The sequence below is a fragment of the Rhodococcus sp. PML026 genome (assembly GCF_000963615.1).
GTDB lineage: Bacteria > Actinomycetota > Actinomycetes > Mycobacteriales > Mycobacteriaceae > Rhodococcoides > Rhodococcoides fascians.
The window spans coordinates 412,923-430,643 of sequence record NZ_KQ031375.1 but is presented as its reverse complement, the minus strand read 5'-3'; the positions used below and the strand labels follow the sequence as shown (position 1 = coordinate 430,643).

General features: G+C 65.4%; 20 protein-coding genes. 10 read left to right on the top strand and 10 right to left on the bottom strand.

Annotated elements, in window-relative coordinates; translation table 11 throughout:
• Positions 1–40: 40 nt before the first annotated feature.
• Together VF34_RS17460 and ppgK are read right to left on the bottom strand one after the other, a co-directional pair.
• The gene (locus VF34_RS17460) at positions 41–1,369 is read right to left on the bottom strand and encodes an RNA polymerase sigma factor (RefSeq protein WP_027496887.1); all 1,329 of its coding nucleotides are present in this window, start codon (positions 1,367–1,369) and stop codon (positions 41–43) included.
• A gap of 160 nt (positions 1,370–1,529) precedes the next feature.
• Positions 1,530–2,354, bottom strand: a complete 825-nt coding sequence (ppgK, locus tag VF34_RS17455) for a polyphosphate--glucose phosphotransferase (protein ID WP_045841926.1) — start codon at positions 2,352–2,354, stop codon at positions 1,530–1,532.
• 198 nt (positions 2,355–2,552) lie between these two features.
• Between ppgK and VF34_RS17450 the strand changes: the two genes are divergently transcribed.
• Complete coding sequence (locus VF34_RS17450; RefSeq protein WP_080731040.1) at positions 2,553–3,452, top strand: inositol monophosphatase family protein; 900 nt, start codon at positions 2,553–2,555, stop codon at positions 3,450–3,452.
• A gap of 48 nt (positions 3,453–3,500) precedes the next feature.
• Here VF34_RS17450 and cei read toward each other — a convergent pair whose 3' ends face one another.
• Positions 3,501–4,181, bottom strand: a complete 681-nt coding sequence (gene cei, locus VF34_RS17445) for an envelope integrity protein Cei (RefSeq protein ID WP_027496890.1) — start codon at positions 4,179–4,181, stop codon at positions 3,501–3,503.
• Between the two features lie 543 nt (positions 4,182–4,724).
• Between cei and VF34_RS17440 the strand changes: the two genes are divergently transcribed.
• Complete coding sequence (locus VF34_RS17440) at positions 4,725–5,027, top strand: DUF4193 domain-containing protein (RefSeq protein WP_027496891.1); 303 nt, start codon at positions 4,725–4,727, stop codon at positions 5,025–5,027.
• Positions 5,028–5,130: 103 nt separating this feature from the next.
• Here the strand turns inward: VF34_RS17440 and VF34_RS17435 are convergent, their stop codons facing one another.
• Entirely contained in the window at positions 5,131–5,625 is a 495-nt protein-coding gene (locus VF34_RS17435) for a DUF3093 domain-containing protein (RefSeq protein ID WP_045841925.1), read from the bottom strand.
• Positions 5,626–5,821: 196 nt separating this feature from the next.
• Between VF34_RS17435 and dut the strand changes: the two genes are divergently transcribed.
• Positions 5,822–6,289: a dUTP diphosphatase gene (gene dut / locus VF34_RS17430; protein WP_027496893.1), complete on the top strand. Its 468-nt coding sequence runs from the start codon at positions 5,822–5,824 to the stop codon at positions 6,287–6,289.
• Between the two features lie 78 nt (positions 6,290–6,367).
• Positions 6,368–7,207: a DUF3710 domain-containing protein gene (locus VF34_RS17425; RefSeq protein ID WP_045841785.1), complete on the top strand. Its 840-nt coding sequence runs from the start codon at positions 6,368–6,370 to the stop codon at positions 7,205–7,207.
• A 6-nt stretch (positions 7,208–7,213) separates the two neighbouring features.
• Here the strand turns inward: VF34_RS17425 and VF34_RS17420 are convergent, their stop codons facing one another.
• Positions 7,214–7,924: an alpha/beta fold hydrolase gene (locus VF34_RS17420; RefSeq protein WP_231578242.1), complete on the bottom strand. Its 711-nt coding sequence runs from the start codon at positions 7,922–7,924 to the stop codon at positions 7,214–7,216.
• Between the two features lie 167 nt (positions 7,925–8,091).
• On the opposite strand from VF34_RS17420, the gene VF34_RS17415 reads away from it, so the two are divergent.
• Positions 8,092–8,469, top strand: a complete 378-nt coding sequence (locus tag VF34_RS17415) for an OB-fold nucleic acid binding domain-containing protein (protein WP_027496896.1) — start codon at positions 8,092–8,094, stop codon at positions 8,467–8,469.
• A 73-nt stretch (positions 8,470–8,542) separates the two neighbouring features.
• Positions 8,543–9,241, top strand: coding sequence for a DUF3159 domain-containing protein (locus tag VF34_RS17410; protein ID WP_045841924.1), 699 nt, complete (start codon positions 8,543–8,545; stop codon positions 9,239–9,241).
• Here VF34_RS17410 and VF34_RS17405 read toward each other — a convergent pair.
• Positions 9,215–9,874 (bottom strand): potassium channel family protein, encoded by a 660-nt coding sequence (locus tag VF34_RS17405; RefSeq protein ID WP_032365054.1) that lies wholly within the window; start codon positions 9,872–9,874, stop codon positions 9,215–9,217. The two genes, VF34_RS17410 and VF34_RS17405, sit on opposite strands and share 27 nt — an antisense overlap.
• A 49-nt stretch (positions 9,875–9,923) precedes the next feature.
• The gene (locus tag VF34_RS17400) at positions 9,924–10,589 is read right to left on the bottom strand and encodes a potassium channel family protein (protein WP_027496899.1); all 666 of its coding nucleotides are present in this window, start codon (positions 10,587–10,589) and stop codon (positions 9,924–9,926) included.
• 180 nt (positions 10,590–10,769) lie between these two features.
• On the opposite strand from VF34_RS17400, the gene VF34_RS17395 reads away from it, so the two are divergent.
• From VF34_RS17395 to VF34_RS17385, 3 genes are read left to right on the top strand one after another with little or no spacing between them, the layout of a single operon-like run.
• Positions 10,770–12,767, top strand: coding sequence for an APC family permease (locus VF34_RS17395; RefSeq protein WP_032372799.1), 1,998 nt, complete (start codon positions 10,770–10,772; stop codon positions 12,765–12,767).
• Positions 12,764–14,035, top strand: a complete 1,272-nt coding sequence (locus VF34_RS17390) for a class I SAM-dependent RNA methyltransferase (protein ID WP_032382121.1) — start codon at positions 12,764–12,766, stop codon at positions 14,033–14,035. The genes VF34_RS17395 and VF34_RS17390 overlap by 4 nt, the downstream gene beginning before the upstream one ends.
• Before the next feature lie 44 nt (positions 14,036–14,079).
• A complete protein-coding gene (locus VF34_RS17385; RefSeq protein ID WP_230591730.1) occupies positions 14,080–15,075 on the top strand; it encodes an iron-siderophore ABC transporter substrate-binding protein in 996 nt (331 codons plus the stop codon).
• Here the strand turns inward: VF34_RS17385 and VF34_RS25040 are convergent.
• Positions 15,027–15,224: a hypothetical protein gene (locus VF34_RS25040; RefSeq protein WP_037219315.1), complete on the bottom strand. Its 198-nt coding sequence runs from the start codon at positions 15,222–15,224 to the stop codon at positions 15,027–15,029. The genes VF34_RS17385 and VF34_RS25040 overlap by 49 nt on opposite strands.
• 25 nt (positions 15,225–15,249) lie before the next feature.
• On the opposite strand from VF34_RS25040, the gene VF34_RS17380 reads away from it, so the two are divergent.
• Positions 15,250–15,771 carry a CGNR zinc finger domain-containing protein gene (locus VF34_RS17380; protein ID WP_032382120.1) on the top strand — a complete coding sequence of 174 codons (522 nt, stop codon included), beginning with the start codon at positions 15,250–15,252 and terminating at the stop codon, positions 15,769–15,771.
• Between the two features lie 22 nt (positions 15,772–15,793).
• Here the strand turns inward: VF34_RS17380 and VF34_RS17375 are convergent, their stop codons facing one another.
• Positions 15,794–16,633 (bottom strand): ABC transporter permease, encoded by an 840-nt coding sequence (locus VF34_RS17375; protein WP_027496904.1) that lies wholly within the window; start codon positions 16,631–16,633, stop codon positions 15,794–15,796.
• Positions 16,630–17,643 carry a daunorubicin resistance protein DrrA family ABC transporter ATP-binding protein gene (locus tag VF34_RS17370; RefSeq protein ID WP_045841783.1) on the bottom strand — a complete coding sequence of 338 codons (1,014 nt, stop codon included), beginning with the start codon at positions 17,641–17,643 and terminating at the stop codon, positions 16,630–16,632. Before VF34_RS17370 ends, VF34_RS17375 begins: the two co-directional genes overlap by 4 nt.
• Positions 17,644–17,721: the final 78 nt, after the last annotated feature.

Genomic DNA, 17,721 nt, shown 5'->3' with positions numbered 1-17,721 from the left:
CCGATCCGAAGATCGACGGTCGCTTGTCGTTCCAAGATTGTCAGTCCAGGTAGTCGCGCAGAACCTGGGACCGCGACGGGTGCCGCAGCTTCGACATCGTCTTGGACTCGATCTGACGAATTCGCTCGCGGGTGACTCCGTACACCTGCCCGATCTCGTCGAGGGTGCGGGGCTGTCCATCGGTGAGGCCGAAGCGCAGGCGGACCACGCCTGCTTCTCGCTCGGAGAGCGTCTCGAGCACCGACTGAAGCTGATCCTGCAGAAGCGTGAACGACACCGCGTCGACCGCGACGACAGCCTCGGAGTCCTCGATGAAGTCCCCGAGCTGACTGTCACCCTCGTCACCGATGGTCTGGTCGAGGGAAATCGGCTCGCGAGCGTACTGCTGGATCTCCAGCACCTTCTCGGGCGTGATGTCCATCTCCTTGGCGAGTTCCTCCGGAGTGGGCTCGCGGCCCAGATCCTGCAGGAGCTCACGCTGGATGCGTCCGAGCTTGTTGATGACCTCGACCATGTGCACCGGGATACGAATGGTCCGGGCCTGGTCTGCCATGGCACGGGTGATGGCCTGGCGGATCCACCAGGTGGCGTACGTCGAGAACTTGTAGCCCTTGGTGTAGTCGAACTTCTCGACCGCGCGGATCAGACCCAGGTTGCCCTCCTGGATAAGATCCAGGAACGCCATGCCGCGGCCCGTGTAGCGCTTGGCCAGCGAGACGACGAGGCGGAGGTTTGCCTCGAGCAGGTGGTTCTTGGCGCGGTTGCCGTCACGGCAGATCCAGGTCATGTCACGCCGCTGGGCGACGGGGAGCTTCTCGCCCTTCTCCGCGGACTCGCGCATCTTCTCGACGGCGAACAGTCCTGCCTCGATGCGCTTGGCGAGCTCGACCTCTTCCTCGGCGTTGAGGAGGGCGACCTTGCCGATCTGCTTGAGGTACGCGCGAACCGAGTCCGCTGATGCGGTGAGCTCGGCGTCCTTGCGGGCCTGACGCAGCGCTTCGGATTCCTCTTCGTCCCAGACGAAGTCGCCCGACGCCTTGTCCTCGGCGGTCGGCTCGCTCGTTGCGTCTTCTTCGGTGTCGTCACCGGCGGCGACGACCTCGACGACGTCGTTCGCTGCGGCGGCAAGATCACCTTCGGAGATGTCGATGTCTTCGATTCCCGGGGTGCTCTCGTCGACGTCATCGCCGGAGGCGGGAGCTGCTGTCTTCTTCGCTGCGGCCTTCTTGGCCGGTGCCTTCTTGGCGGCGGCGCGTTTGGCCGGTGCCTTCTTAGCCGGTGCCTTCGCGGCGGGTGCCTTGACAGCAGGTTCAGGTGTCGCAGTTCCAGGTTCGGAATCTACGGTCTGACGGATATCGGTGGCTGCCACGTACGCCCTTTCGTGACGAAGTCGTGCGGCGTCACGCCAGAGTTGTTTCCGGCGGAGAGGTCTTCGGATTCGGCCGGCTGCGTACCGGCACACACCATTGTAACGACCTCTCAGGAGTTTGTTACCTACCCTCGTCCTTCGCAGGTGGCGACACCGCGTGTCAGTGCGGTGATCCAGCCGATGTACCGGTCTCGGCGGACGCGACGGCACTGTCCGCAGCGAGGGCCGCTCCGACGATCCCCGCCGTGTTCAGCAGGGTCGCGGGGACCACCGGAGTTCGGTTGGTCAGGTGGGGAATCCACTTCTCGCTCTTGCGACTGATTCCGCCACCGGCGATAAACAGGTCGGGCCACAGCAGCGCCTCGAACGTTGCGAGCACGGTGGAGACCTCTTTGGCCCATTCCTTGTAGGACAGCCCCTTGTTCTCCTTCACCGAGGACGCCGCGCGATGCTCGGCTTCCTTGCCACCGATCTCCATGTGTCCGAATTCGGTGTTCGGCAGCAGAACTCCGTTGTGCAGAACGGCGGAACCGATGCCGGTGCCGAACGTGAGCAGAACGACGACCCCGTCCTTGCCCTTGCCGCCGCCGTACTTGTCCTCAGCGACCCCAGCGGCATCTGCGTCGTTTAGGACGGTGATGTTCTCGTTTCTGATGGCCTCGGCGAACAATGCTCGCGCATCGGTGTCGATCCAGCTCTTGTCGATGTTCGCGGCCGAACGCGCCACACCGTTGGTGACCACCGCGGGCAGGGTGACGCCGATCGGCCCGGTCCACTCGAAATGCGAGACGATCTCGGCCACGGTCCGCGCGACGGCGTCGGGGGTCGAAGGCTGAGGCGTCTCGATCTTGTAGCGATCGCCCACGAGCTCACCGGTGTTCAGGTCGACGATGCCGCCCTTGATGCCGCTGCCACCGACGTCGACGCCGAACCCGTGACGCTCGGCCGTCGCCGCGGTGCTGTTGTCCGAACCTGGCTGTGTCATGTCGATGCCGCTCCTGGCCTGATCGAATTCGTGTGTGCCGTCGCTTCGGAACAATAGTGCCGTCCGTTCGTCGGCGTGACGCCGACGCTGTAGCGGACGGCCCGCCGAGTGCCGCGGTGGTGCCGCGCCGGCGAAGTGTGTTGCGATGTACGCGTGCCGAAACATGACGGAACGCAGACCCACACCGCCACTGAGCAATTGCCGCAGACGCCGGCAACCGTAGAACGGTCGGATACCGAACCGACGACACGTGATGCGGAGGTACTGCGCGGGGTTGCCGTTCGGGTTGCCACGGAGGCAGCCGAGCACGTCCGAACGCGTCGTCCGCAGGTGTTCGGTGACAGTGCCGACGCGGAGGCAGAGGCCGTGCAGACGAAAAGCACACCGACCGATCCGGTCACCGTCGTGGACACCGAAACCGAACGTGTTCTTCGCGAATTGCTGGCGCAGCTGCGTCCCGGCGATGCCGTCCTCGGCGAGGAGGAAGGTGGCGGGGACGAATCCGTCGCCGGAGTTCGATGGGTGCTGGATCCGATCGACGGAACCGTCAACTTCATGTACGGAATTCCTGCGTACGCGGTCTCTGTTGCGGTGCAGATCGACGGAGTGAGCGTGGCAGGGGCCGTCGTCGACGTGGCCCGCGATGTGGTCTATTCGGCCGCGCAGGGGCATGGGGCGACGGCTCGGTACGCAGACGGTCGTATCGAACGGCTGCAGTGTTCGGGTGTGACCGAATTGTCGATGACGTTGTTGGCCACCGGATTCGGGTACGGATCACGACGCCGCGCGGCGCAGGGCGCGATCATCGCCGAACTGCTTCCGAAGGTGCGAGATATTCGCCGAATCGGTTCTGCAGCACTGGATCTGTGCATGGTCGCGTCCGGTGCCGTCGACGCACACTTCGAGCACGGGCTCAGCCCGTGGGACTGGGCGGCGGGGTCGCTGATCGCTGCCGAGGCCGGAGCCCTCGTCGATGTACCCGCAGCGACGTCGTCGAGTGCGGACGGGGTCGTCACCGTGGCGATGGCCCCGGGAATCGCCGAACCCCTGACTGCCGCCCTACGACTCGTCGGCGCACTCGATCCGATTCCGAGCTGACGGACTGGCCCGACTCAGTAGCGCGATCGTCTCAGCAGCGCGATCGACTCAGCAACGAGACTGACGCGCGGCGGCGAGCAGATCGGGGTCGAGGGGCTGCGGCGCGGCACCGGGGGCTGCGCCCGCCAGCGTGCGTAGCACTTCCTCTGCGTCGTCGTTCGGCTGAATCTCGCTGAAGTAGGTGCCGAGTGCCAGATCCACCGAGTCGTCGGTTCTCGAGTCCTCGATGAGTTCTGCACACGGTGCGAGGAGCCACACTGCGCTCGCGGCACCGATACCCGCGGATCCGAATCGGATCTGGCCCTGGCACTGCATGTTCTGGTCGACGTAGACGGGATCGTTGCCCACCTGCACGTCCGGAGCACTCGCGAAGCCGTAGTCACTGAGCTGAGCCGCCACGTGTGCAGCTTGGCCGCGTTCGCCGTTGGCGTTGAACACTCGTACCTTCGATGCCGACAGGGCGGCAGGCTCGACGTCGAGAAGTGTCGTCGGGTCGACTTCCTCGCCGAGGGCAACCGGCTGCGTTCCGTCGGTGGCAGCGGTCGTGGTCGGGGTGTTGCATTCGGCAGTGGCCGATGTCGTCTCGGTGGTGGTGAACACCTTGACCCACACGACCACGGCGAGCAGAGCGAGTACTGCGAACACGGCGATGATCGGAAGTGCGCGGCGTCGACGGAACGGACGGCCGCGGTCGTCGACCGGCTGGCCTTCGGTGATCAGAGAAACCACAGTGATTCTTCGCCTTTCCGTCGGCAGTCGCCGAGACCGGTACACGGAGTCGGTTCACACCGACGCGTGCCTACTGTAGATGCCCGCGGTCCTCGGCGACGGCACACTCGGCCGCGAGCTCGCCGAAAGCAGTGCCCGCGACCCGTTTGCACCGCGAAAACCAGCAGCAGAACTGCTTCTGCGGACTGCGGAATGAAGCCGGTGATCTCGGTGTTGATGCGGCGTGCACGGAGGCAATCAAGTGATCGGCGATTCGGTTTCGGCTTTGGGGTCGGCGTCGGCTATTGTCTGGCGGCCGCAGTGCTTAAGAAACAGAAAGCTGCCGGTGAATCGTCGATCAGGTGAGCGAAATCTCGATCGAGTTTCAACCGGCGGAATTCGGGAACTACCCGGTGTAGTTTCCGGCACCGCGTGATGAACCTGTTCGATCGAGAATCAAATCGGTGGGAGCGAGCAAGCGCCCTCTTCACAGCCGACGGCCACAAGCCGACCACACCGGCAGCTTCCACCACACACGTACGAAGATGAGGGGTTACGAGAACAATGGCAACCGATTACGACGCTCCGAGAAGAACAGAATCCGACGACGTCTCGGAGGACTCTCTCGAAGAACTTAAGGCTCGCCGCAACGAGGCGCAGTCCGCAGTCGTCGACGTGGACGAGTCAGACACCGCCGAGTCCTTCGAGCTCCCGGGTGCCGACCTGTCCGGCGAAGAGCTTTCGGTCCGGGTGGTTCCCAAGCAGGCGGACGAATTCACCTGTTCGAGCTGCTTCCTGGTGCACCACCGCAGTCGACTGGCCAGCGATGCCAACGGCGTCCTCATGTGCCGGGACTGCGCTGCCTGATCGACGGCAAGCGCTGATCGACGGCAAGCCCTGATCGAGGGCAGGCGATGCCCGGCCGAGCGGCCGGGCAGTGAGGTTTCGCAGCGAGAGCCCGACGGCTGGGTCAGCGAGCTTCCACGCCGTGGGCACTGAGCACGGCGAGTAGATCCTCCGGCCGCTTGGTGCTGATCAACCAGTAGGGCGTCGGGTCGTCCGGGTCGTCCAGTACGACGATCACCATCTGTTTCACCCAGGTGCGGTGCTGTACGAAGGCAAGCGGGTCCAGCTGCCTTCCCAGCGCCGCACTTTTTGCTGTCGCGGGCACCACGGCTGCCTTGGACGCGACATCGAGAGGCAGATGCGCTTTGCCGACCCGTAGTTCGAGGTCGGCGGACGACGACTCGGCCGAGTCCGAGCTCGGATCGGTGGCCACCACCTGCACACGTAGCCTGCTGAACGCCACCAGAGCCCAGGCGACCAGTGGCAGGAGCAACACGTAGGGCAGCCAGGCGCGAACACCGGGGGCACCCATGTGTACTTCCGCTGCGAGTAGTACCGCCAGCGCTGCGCCGGCCACCCACCACCAGAGGGGTACCCACAGTCGTTCGGCGTAGAGCACCGACTCCGAGCCGGGGGAACCGGCACGCGAGGTGGGGTCGTCGGACTCGGGGTTCGCCCTATCGGCCTGTCGATCTGCAGTCACCCCACCCAGGGTAGTCGCCGCGCCGACGGCGAACCAGATCAGCGTAGTCTCGTTCGACGTGAGTGACGAAGTCATCGAGTCCCGCAACACGCTTTCCGGCGACCAGCTCGAGGTGCCCCCGGACCGCCCCGGGGAGGTTCGACTTCGCCGGTTGGACCCAGATCTACCGGTTCCCACGCGTGCGCACGAGGGTGACGCGGGTGTGGATCTGCGGATCACCGCCCCAGTGACGATCGCTCCCGGCGAACGGGTTCTCGTGGGCACGGGGATTGCGGTGGCCTTGCCCCTCGGGATGGTGGGGCTGATCCACCCGCGCTCGGGCCTGGCGGCCAAATCGGGACTGTCGGTCGTCAACACCCCTGGCACCATCGACGCTGGATACCGCGGGGAGATCAAGGTCTGCTTGATCAACCACGATCTCCGAACGCCCATCGTGCTCGATCGCGGCGATCGAATCGCTCAGTTGGTGGTGCAGCGCGTCGAATTGGTCGAGTTCGTCGAAGTGGATCGACTCGACGACACCGTTCGAGGGGACGGCGGTCACGGTTCGACCGGCGGACATGCGAGTCTGGTGCAGTGACGTCCTACGTAGTGCGTCTGTCGCGACGGTCGTCGGTGTACAGCGAACTGAATGCAACCGAGAAGAAGAGAGCTGAACATGTTCGGACGGCGTAAGAAGAACGACGCCGGCAGTGCCTCCGCGTCCAGCGCGGAGCCATTCGTCGACGGCCGCGACGACGACAACGACAACGACAACGACGATGCGACCGCGGACACGACCGTCGAGGGCCCCCACGATCTCGGTGATCTGGACCAGGATCGCGAGACCGTCGCGGCGAACCGGCTGGATCTCGGCTCGGTGTTGATCCCTCTCCCCGAGGGCGGGCAACTACAGGTCGAGATGTCTCAGGCGGGCAGCCCGCAAGCAGTACACATCGTCACCCAGTTCGGGCGCATCACCATCGCCGCCTACGCTGCCCCGAAGTCTCCGGGGCAGTGGCGCGAGGTGGCAGCCGATCTGGCGACATCGCTCCGCAACGACAAGGCCGAGACGACCGTGGAGACCGGGCCGTGGGGCCGCGAGCTGGTCGGTGTCACCGCCAACGCCGATCTGCGCTTCATCGGTGTCGACGGGTATCGCTGGATGGTTCGATGCGTCCTCGCCGGGCCGTCGGGCGCGGTGGCGGAGGGCCAGCCCCTGGTCCAGCTCGCGCACTCGATTCTTCGACAGACCGTCGTCGACCGCGGCACCGATCCACACCCGGTGCGTACTCCGTTGCCGGTGGTTCTGCCGCATGTGTTGGCCGAGCAACTGGCGGCTGCCGCGCAGCAGCAAGCAGCGCAGCAGGCCGCGCCGGCGCAGCCCACCGCCCCTGATGCGAACACCGATGCGGCGCAGCAGCAGTCGACTCCGCAACCGAACGCCGAACAACCCGGTGCCGAGCGCGCTCCGCGCCGCGGAGCGTCCGGATCGGCGATTCAGCAACTGGGGGGCTGATCGGCGTCAGACGTCGTGCGCCGCGGTAAGAGCGTCGACGGCTTCTCGGCCCAGGACCCCCGGGTCGAGTCCGATGTCCGTCAAAGTCACGGTCCGCAGTACGCCTCTCGGCAGGGCGCGAGCCCACTGCTCCGCAACCGCGATCGGATGCACCGGGTCGTCCACCGCGCCGACCACGACGGTCGGCGCGTCGATCCGCGCGAGACGGTCCAACTCCGGGCCTCGGTACGAGGCCGCCTCGTCCAACGCGCGGGGGAGCGCCGGCCACTGCGACGCCCAGGATCGCGCCAGGGTGCGCGCGAGCCATTCTGGGCTCGACTCGGCCATGGTCGCCGTGACGCTGTCGAGCCCGTGTTCGCGAAGCGACCCAGCCGTGAACCGTGCACTCAGTGCAGCCGGTGAGCCGGTGGGATCGCCCGTCCACGCCGGCAGCGCCAGCGCCAACGCGACGACACTCGAGCGGTTGCGTTCGGCCCAGTGCGCCGCGACGGCTGCACCCAGCGAGATTCCGGCGACCACGACGGGACCGTGCGCGCGTACAGCGTCGTCGAGGGCACCGAGGTAGCTCCTCACCACGCCGGTCGGGTCGGGTTCCACGGCGACAGTGGTCAATCCCACAACGTCGAACGCCTGCCCGAATGCCTCCTGCGCGAACTGCGCGTCCGATCCCGTCCCCGGTAGAACGATCGCGGTGGAGGTCTCGAATCGGGTGTGCACGAGACGATTGTGCACGCCCCCGTTCGACGGCGTGGCGGTGGTTGGTCAGCGCGCCGGATCGGGTCTACAGTGGCGAAGTACCAGCTATGACGAGGGAAACTCCCAGGTCGCCGCAACTGCTCCCAGGAGTGGAGCTGCGAGACGACCCCCACCCGCAGGAGCGCACAATGGCACCCGCTGCCGCAGGATACTTTCGCCGTTTGACGCGAAAGTTGACCGAGGACATCGATCAGCTCGACGCCGAGGAGATGGCCGAATCCTCCGAAGCGTCCGGAGCCCGACGCGCCTGCGATTGCTCGCGTGGCGAAGAGGTCACGATGTTGGGTCGTCTACGCAGCGTCGAAGCGTGTTCCAAGGCCGCGAACGCCAACATCGAAGCGGAGTTCTTCGACGGCACCGACACGGTGACTCTCCTGTGGATCGGCCGGCGCAAGATTGCCGGAATCGAGCCGGGCAAGACGGTCCTGGTGCGTGGCCGGGTCGGCGAACGCGATGGACGCAAGATCGTCTACAACCCGTACTACGAACTGCGCGACGACAACTGATCGTCCCCGGTATGGCACTCTCGTTCTCGTGACGAACAGCGACGATGCAGTGCCGCACCCGAGAACGTCGAACATGCCGGAACCGGTACCCGACACGTCGACGCCGGACGCCGTGAAGACCGCCGCCCCCACCGTGCTCGAGCAGCTCGGCGGTGTGAGCGGATTGGTGTATTCCACACTGCCCGTGGTCGTCTTCGTCCCGTTCAACAGCTACTTCGGCCTGTCGGTCGCTCTGTGGGCGGCGTTGGGTGTCGCCGCGGCCGTTCTGGTGTGGCGGCTGGTACGCCGCAGCCCGATACAACCGGCCATCTCCGGATTCTTCGGCGTCGGCATCTGCGCTTTCATCGCGTACCGCACCGGGGACGCCAAGGGCTACTTCCTGTTCGGCATCTATACATCACTCGTCTACGGCGGGGCGTTCGTGCTGTCGGTACTCGCCCGGTGGCCGCTCGTCGGCGTCATCTGGGGTTACCTCAACGGCAAGGGAACATCGTGGCGTCGGGAGCGGTCTGCGGTTCGTTACTACGACGTGGCCACCATCGCCTGGGCGTCGGTGTTCGCTGCGCGCTATATCGTTCAGTCCCAGCTCTACGACTCGGACCAGACCGGCTGGCTCGCGGTGGCACGGATCGGGATGGGGTGGCCCCTGACCGGCGTAGCCCTACTGGTGACTCTGTGGGCGGTGCGTCAGGCAGATCGAGCGCTGGACCTCGCATCGAACGACCAACAGGCCGACGAGCTGCCGTCAGGTCAGACCGACCGCAGCACGTAGTTCGTCCTCCACCTCTTTCGCCGCGACGAAGAGCAACTCGTCACCGCCTTCGAGTGGATCGTCGTGCTGCGGAACGATGACACGGCCACCGCGAAGAATCGTCACCAGTGCTGCGTCCCGCGGTAGCTGGAGCTTGCGTACCGGCTTGCCCGCCAGGGGCGTGTTCTCGGGCAGAGTGATCTCCACGAGATTTGCCTGTCCCTTGCGGAATGTCATCAGGTGGACCAGATCGCCTACCGACACGGCCTCCTCCACCAGTGACGCCAGCATGCGCGGGGTCGAGACTGCGACATCGACACCCCAGGCCGCATCGAAGAGCCATTCGTTTCTGGGGTCGTTGACCCGGGCCACCACGCGGTTCACTCCGAACTCGGTTTTGGCCAGCAAGCTGAGCACCAGGTTCGCCTTGTCGTCGCCGGTAGCGGCGATCACCACGTCGTAGTTCTCGAGATGGGCGGCCTCGAGCAGACTCAACTCGCAGGCGTCCGCGAGCACCCATTCGGCCTCGGGTACCGCGGCCTGATCGACGTGGTCGAGTTTGCGTTCGAGGAGCATCACCTCGTGCTCGCTTCGGATCAATTCGCGTGCAATGGATCTGCCGACTGCGCCGGCACCGGCGATGGCGACTTTCATGGCTTCCCGTTCGGGTCGATGGGGGAGGAGAACAACGTACGGGCGAGCATCAGTCGTCCGACGGCGGCGGATTGCCGGCCAATGCGATGGCCTCGGCGACGGTCCCGGAGACGGCAGCGACGTACACCTCGTCGCCTGCCTGGATCACGGTGCGCTTGTCGGGCAGCAGTCCGGTGCCGAAACGGATGACGAACGCGGCCCGCGACCGGGTCGCATCCTCGAGTACCGACAATTTCTTGCCGATCCACGCATCGTGGAAGTCGAGCAGCACCACCGCGACGCTCCCGGACGGATCCCGCCACTTGGTGGTGGGGTCGTCCCGCAGAAGATTGTGCAGAAACCGGTCGGTCGCCCACGGCACGGTGGCCACGGTCGGGATACCGAGGCGCTCGTACACAGCGGCGCGTTTGGCGTCGTAGATTCTGGCGACGACCTTCTCGACGCCGAACGTCTCGCGCGCGACGCGCGCGGAGATGATGTTGGAATTGTCACCGGAGGATACGGCTGCGAATGCCTCCGCCTTCTCGATTCCGGCGCGCACCAACACATCTCGGTCGAATCCCATACCGACTACTCGATGCCCGCCGAAGTCGGGGTCGAGGCGCAGAAACGCGGTTTCGTCGCGGTCGATGATCGCCACCTCGTGCCCGATGCGCTCGAGCGCTCCGGCCAGCGATGCGCCGACACGGCCACACCCCATCACAACTACGTACAACGCCCAGCTCCGTCCCGATCTCGATTGCCGACCAACACTGCCGACGACATTGCCACCGTGTGCATGCGAGCACCAACGTATCGGGGATTCGTCACCGGCTCGACCGTGGGTGGGCATCGGATGGAAGTCAAAGGGCGCGTGGTTGCGCCGCCGGCGACCCGACGGCCTACGCTTCTGATCGTGTCCAAGGTCTCGACTGCCGCAAAGCGGCTGGTTCTCGGTAAGCCGTTCCGCAGCGACAAGCTCGGTCATACCTTGCTACCCAAGCGAATCGCGCTACCGGTGTTCGCCTCGGACGCCATGTCCTCGGTTGCGTACGCACCCGAAGAGATCTTCCTGGTGTTGTCCGTGGCCGGGATATCGGCGCTCACGTTCACTCCGTGGATCGGTCTCGCGGTCTGTGTCGTGATGGCGGTGGTGGTCGCCAGCTACCGGCAGAACGTGCACGCCTACCCGTCCGGTGGTGGTGATTACGAGGTCGCGACCACCAACCTCGGTCCTGCGGCGGGTCTGACCGTGGGTAGTGCGTTGTTGGTGGACTACGTGCTGACCGTGGCGGTCTCCATTTCGGCGGCCGCGTCGAACATCGGTTCGGCCGTACCCTTCGTCGCGCAGCACAAGGTGCTGTTCGCGGTGGTGGCCATCGTGTTCATCACGTCGATCAACCTGCGCGGTATCCGCGAGTCGGGTGCCGCGTTCGCCATTCCCACATACGCCTTCATGGGCGGCATGTTCCTGATGTTGGGCTACGGGTTGTTCCGGGTCTACGTGCTCGGAGACGACATTCACGCCGAGTCGGCGACGTTCGATCTGAAAGCGGAGGACTCGCATCTGTACGGGATCGCGTTCGCGTTCCTCGTCGCGCGGGCGTTCTCGTCGGGTTGCGCGGCGCTGACCGGAGTCGAGGCCATCAGTAACGGGGTGCCCGCCTTCGAGAAGCCCAAGTCCCGTAACGCGGCAACCACGCTGTTGCTGCTCGGCGGCATCGGCATCACGTTGTTGATGGGCATCATCGTGCTGGCGCAGAAGATCGGCATCAAGTACGCGATGGACCCGGAGGCGCAGCTGATCGGGGCACCGGATGGCTACCACCAGAAGACGTTGATCGCGCAGTTGGCGGAGGCAGTGTTCAGCGGGTTCCCCGTTGGGTTCTTCTTCATCACCGCCGTGACGGCGTTGATCCTGGTACTCGCCGCGAACACGGCATTCAACGGCTTCCCCGTGCTGGGCTCGGTGCTCGCTCAGGACCGGTATCTACCCCGACAGTTGCACACACGCGGCGATCGCCTTGCCTTCAGTAACGGCATTCTGTTCCTGTCCGGTGCAGCCATCGTGTTCGTCGTGGTGTTCGGAGCAGAGGTCACCAAGCTCATCCAGCTCTACATCGTGGGTGTGTTCGTCTCGTTCACCCTGAGCCAGACCGGCATGATCCGGCACTGGACCCGCCTGCTCCGAACCGAGACCGATGGCGAGCAGCGCGGCAGGATGCAGCGCTCGCGGGTGGTCAACAGCGTCGGTCTGGCCATGACGGCGACCGTTCTCGTGATCGTGTTGATCACCAAGTTCGCTGCCGGAGCCTGGATCGCGATCGTGGCGATGGTGGCCATCTTCATCCTGATGCGGATGATCAGAAAGCACTACGACACCGTGGCGCGCGAGCTCGAGAACGAGGTGTGGGACGGCGTGCTACCCAGCCGCACGCACTCGATCGTGCTGGTGTCCAAACTGCACATGCCGACCCTGCGGGCTCTCGCCTACGCACGCGCGACCAGGCCCGACACTCTCGAAGCCGTCACCGTCAACGTCGACGAGGTGGACACCCGAGCATTGGTACGTGAATGGGAGGCCAGTGACGTCTCGGTACCCCTCAAGGTCGTCGAATCGCCCTACCGCGAAGTCACCAAGCCGGTTCTGGACTACGTCAAACGAGTTCGACGCGACTCACCACGTGATGTGGTGACCGTCTTCATCCCCGAGTACGTCGTCGGTCACTGGTGGGAGCAGGTCCTGCACAACCAGAGTGCGCTGAGATTGAAGTCCCGACTGCTGTTTCAACCCGGCGTGATGGTCACCAGCGTTCCGTGGCAGCTGCGCTCGTCGGAGAAGGCCAGGCGCGAGGTGCTCGGAAATGCGCCGGGTGCATCGCGTCGCGGCTACGAACCGCCGGCGGGCAAATGACCGAGAACTGGTTCGGGCTGGTGCTCGACGTCGAACTGGGCGCTCCCGGACACGGTGGGTTCTGCGTGGCCCGTCACGAAGGTCGGGTGGTGTTCGTCCGCCACGGGCTACCGGGGGAACGCGTCATGGCCAAGGTGACCGAGGATCGCGGTGGGTCGTTCTGCCGCGCCGACGCGATCGAGATCCTCACCGCGTCTCCGGATCGCATCGACGCTCGCTGCCCCATCTCCGGGCCCGGTGGTTCGGGATGCTGCGACTATTCTCACGCGACCCACGAAGCCGGTCGTCGACTCAAGTCTTCCGTCGTCGCCGAACAGTTGCGCCGCGTTGCAGGCATCGAGCGGGCCGTTCCGGTCGAGGAGTTGCCGGGCACCGGCGATGGCACCGGATGGCGGACCCGTGTTCGGCTGGCAGTCGATTCGGGTGGACGGCCCGGCTACCACCGCTATCGAAGCAGCTCGATCGTCACGGAGTTGTCGTGCCCGCAAATGGATCCGGTTGCGTTCGACGGATTGTCGGATCGTGAGTGGCGCGCAGGTGCCGAATTGCAGGTGGTCCTCGACGGTATGGGTGAACGCCATGTGGTGGAGGTGGCACCTGCCCAGTTGACGCGAACCGGACGCCGGTCTCCGGGCCGCCGCGGTGCGTCGGCGCGTCGAGCGGCGTCGTCCCGGGCCAGGCCGGAAAAGGCTGTCATCGGCTCGGGTCGCGTCACCGAATTCGTCTCGGCGCGGCCGTGGACACTCGATGCCACCGGCTTCTGGCAGGCGCACAAGGGAGCGGCCCAGGTGTACACCGACGTCGTGCGCGACTGGGCAGACGCCGAGCCGGGTGACGGCGCATGGGATCTCTACGGCGGTGTCGGCGTGTTCGCGGCGGCTCTCGCCGAGCGGGTGGGATCGAGCGGACGTGTCACCAGCGTCGAGTTCTCGCGCCGGGCCGCCGAGGACGGGCGTTCGGCGCTGCACGACCTTGCTCAGGTCTCGTTCGCGCCGGGCCGGGTCGAGCGATCGATGGGTTCGTTGCCGGAATCGGTGGCGGTGGCGGTACTCGATCCGCCGCGAGCCGGTGCCGGACGCGACGTCATCGAAGGTCTCGCGACGCGGTCTCCCCGCACGATCGTCCACATCGGCTGCGATCCGGCATCGTTCGCGCGGGACGCGAGCCTCTACCGGGCAGCCGGTTACGAGCTGACGGACGTGCGCGCGTTCGACGCGTTTCCTCTGACCAGCCACGTCGAATGTATCGGCCGCTTCGTCCGTAAATAGGGTTGCCTCACCAATCTTGGCGAGTCTGACGTACCGTTTCTCGGGTGAGAATTCGTCGCACCGTCGGTGCTGTGTCGGTCGCCCTGCTGTTCCTGACCGCCGTCGTCTCGTGTGGGTCGGGCGGGGACGACGGACCCGGATCGGAGGCGCCGTCCGACGGATCGGCGGCTGCGTTCCCTGTCACGATCGATACCGAGTTCGGCGGCGTGACCGTCGACAGTGCCCCGCAGCGCGTCGTCGCGCTCGGCTGGGGTGACGCGGAAACCGCACTGGCGCTCGGTGTCTCACCGGTCGGTGCGAGCGACTGGCTCGCCTTCGGCGGCGACGGCGTCGGTCCGTGGGCGGCCGGGCTCTACGACGCACCACCGCAGATCATCGGGACGCAGGAGCCGTCGTTCGAGCAGGTCGCGGCGCTCGAGCCGGATCTGATCCTCGACACCAAGAGCTCCGGTGATGCCGATCGGTACGCCACGCTTTCCGCCATTGCTCCGACGGTGGGTATACCGGCGGGGGCGGACAACTACCTGACAACGCTCGAGCAGCAGGTCACGATGGTGGCCACGGCACTCGGCAAGCAGTCCGAAGGGGACGCGCTGCTCGCAGGAATCGCCGACCGTTTCGATGCAACGGCCGCTGCCCATCCGGAATTCGCCGGCAAGACAGCGGTGGTCGGGGCCTACAGCGGCACCGGATACGGCGCATACATCTCGTCGAACAGTCGACTCGAGTTCATGAAGAAGCTCGGCTTCGTCACCAGCCCGACCATCGATTCTCTTCCGCCGCGCGGCTTCTCGGTTCCGATTTCCGGGGAGGAGCTCGACCTGCTCGACGCCGACGTACTGATCGTCTTCCCCATCCAGAAGGCGCCGTCCGAGGTGACCGACAATCCGCTGTTCCAACGGATTCCGGCTGTCGCGGACGGCCGCTACGTCGTGTTCGACGACCCGGAAGTCGCGAAGTCCTACGCCACCAACTCGGCGCTGTCCATCGGCTATGCACTCGACACGGTGGTGCCTGCGGTGGCGAACGTGCTGGGGTGATCCACTTCGGCAACCGGGGCGAATGTCTGCGCGGGTACCGAGACGATGCGTTGAGCTCCGCAGTGGCAGCCCTGGTAGCCGACGAGGCCTTCGCTGGTGTCGTGGAGCGAGCGGGTGGTCCAGGAGTGTGTGCTGTGTTCGATGTCCATGCATCCACTGTGATGTAATGGTCTTGTGCACATCAACCCTTACGGAGAATATGCCGTGAAACTGGGCATCGACCTCCTCAACCGGCCACCCACGTCGCCGAGCGAACTGGGTGCCCGCTGCATCGACGCCGGCCTCGTTCCCGACTGGACTGCCACCGACGACGATCTCGCGGACACACTCGAGTTCCTCCGCGAGTGGGCTCGCGTGGTGGATGCAGAGACAGCCGAGGAGCGCGCCGAGGCCCTGAACGCCCTCCTTGCACAGGCATCCGCGTACCCGCGACTGACCAACCATGCCGACGACGGCTGGCACATGCACTATCGCGATCCCAACATCGCGTTGGGCGGCGTCATCAGGGCACTGGTCGGTGTCGGTACCGCGCTGCACTTGACCGGTCGCGGAATGGACAGACTCCATCGGTGCGCCGCAGCCGACTGCACGACCGCCTTCGCCGACACCTCACGTACCGGACGGCAGCGGTACTGCGGAACCGTGTGCTCGAATCGGGACGCAGTCCGCCGACACCGAGCCCGCGCCGCATCCTGACGCTTGCACCGGGAGGCGCGGATCAGGACTTGCGGTTGTACAGCCGCATCGTGATCGGTCCGAAGATCGCCAGCATCGCCGCCGACAGGACCAGAGTCACTCCGAGTTGGCCGGTGTCGACATCGCCCTGCATCAGGCCTCGAAGTGACGTCACCAGAAAGCTGACCGGGTTGACGTCGACGAACGCACGAAGCCACCCCGGCATCGTGTTGGGGTCGACGAAGATGTTGCTCGCGAACGTCAGCGGAAACAGGATGAACATCGACATCCCCATCACGGCTGCCTCGGTGCGCACGATCATGGCGATCATCGTCCAGATCCAGGACAGACAGAACGAGAACACGAGCAACAGCACTATCGATGCGATCACACCGAGCAGCCCGCCTTGCGGCCGGAAACCGAGAATCAGCCCCAAGATCAGTACGATCACCGACGCCAACGTGTAGCGCACGACGTCACCCAGCAACGCACCGACCAGCGGCGACGGACGCCAGATCGGCAACGATCGGAACCGGTCGAACACACCCTTCTCGATGTCCTTGTTCATCGTCACGCCGGTGTACATCGTGATCATCACCACGGTCTGCACCAGGATGCCCGGCAGCAGAAACTGGATGTACGCGTCGGTCGAACCGGCCAGAGCGCCACCGAACAGGTACGTGAACAACAGCGTGAACATGATCGGAAACGCCGTCACGTCGAACAACTGCTCCGGTACGTGCTTGATCTTCAGCAACGCCCGCCAGCCGAAACTCAGCGAGGTCGACAGCGACGACGGACGCTCCGGCCTCGGACCTGCGGCTGAGAGAACATCGATGATCGTCGACGCCTGTGGGGCGGATCGTTGGGCCTCGGTGGTCATGACGCGATCTCCCCGTTGTCGATTTCAGCTTTTTTCGCACCCACCGGCTCCACTCCCGCTCCCGCGTCGTGCCCGGTCAGCGCCAGGAACACCTCGTCCAGACTCGGCTGACCGAGGGTGAAGGATGCGATGGCGATTCCGGCGGATTCGAGAGCAGGAAGGATCGGTGCCGCCTGCGCCGGATTGTCCAGTCGTGCGGACACGGTGAACGGGTCGGCGTCCTCGGTCACGGTGCTGCCGACCAGATCTCGAACGATTCTCGCCGCGGCATTCCGGTGCCCGGCATCGAGCACGCGCAGGTGCAGTGAGTTCGATCCCACCGATGCCTTCAGCTCGCCCGTCGTGCCCTCGGCGATGACTTTGCCGTGGTCGATCACCGCCACGCGCCCGGCCAGGTGGTCGGCCTCGTCGAGATACTGCGTCGTCAGCAGTACCGTCGTGCCGCCTGCCACCAGTGCACGGACGATCTCCCAGACGTGATTGCGACTGCGCGGGTCCAGGCCGGTGGTGGGTTCGTCGAGAAAGATCAGCTCGGGGGTGACGATGATGCTCGCCGCGATGTCGATGCGCCTGCGCATGCCACCGGAGTAGGTCTTGACCTGTCGCGGTCCGGCGTCGGCGATGTCGAATGCTGTCAACAGTTGATCAGCGCGCGCTCGGGCGGCCGGACGTGAGTAGCCGAGCAGCCGCGCCAGCAGAACGAGATTCTCGGTGCCGGTCAGATCCTCGTCGAGCGAGGCGAATTGACCCGTGAGAGAGACTTTTCGGCGAACGGCCTCCGGCTCGGTTGCCACGTCGTGTCCCAGGACTCGTGCGCTGCCGCCGTCTATCGGAAGAAGTGTCGCCAGCATCCGGATGGTCGTGGTTTTCCCGGCCCCGTTGGGTCCGAGTACGCCGTACACCCCGCCGGACGGGATCGACAGATCCACGCCGTCGACTGCGGCGGTGGTGCCGAAATGTTTGACGAGCCCGTGGGTTTCGATGGCCGTCATGCGTGTCCGTCCCTCCATCGAGCTGTCCGCCCGATTGCCCGCGTTTGTCCGATTCTCGCACCCAGGATGAAGCCCGGTCCAATTCTGCGCAAACGA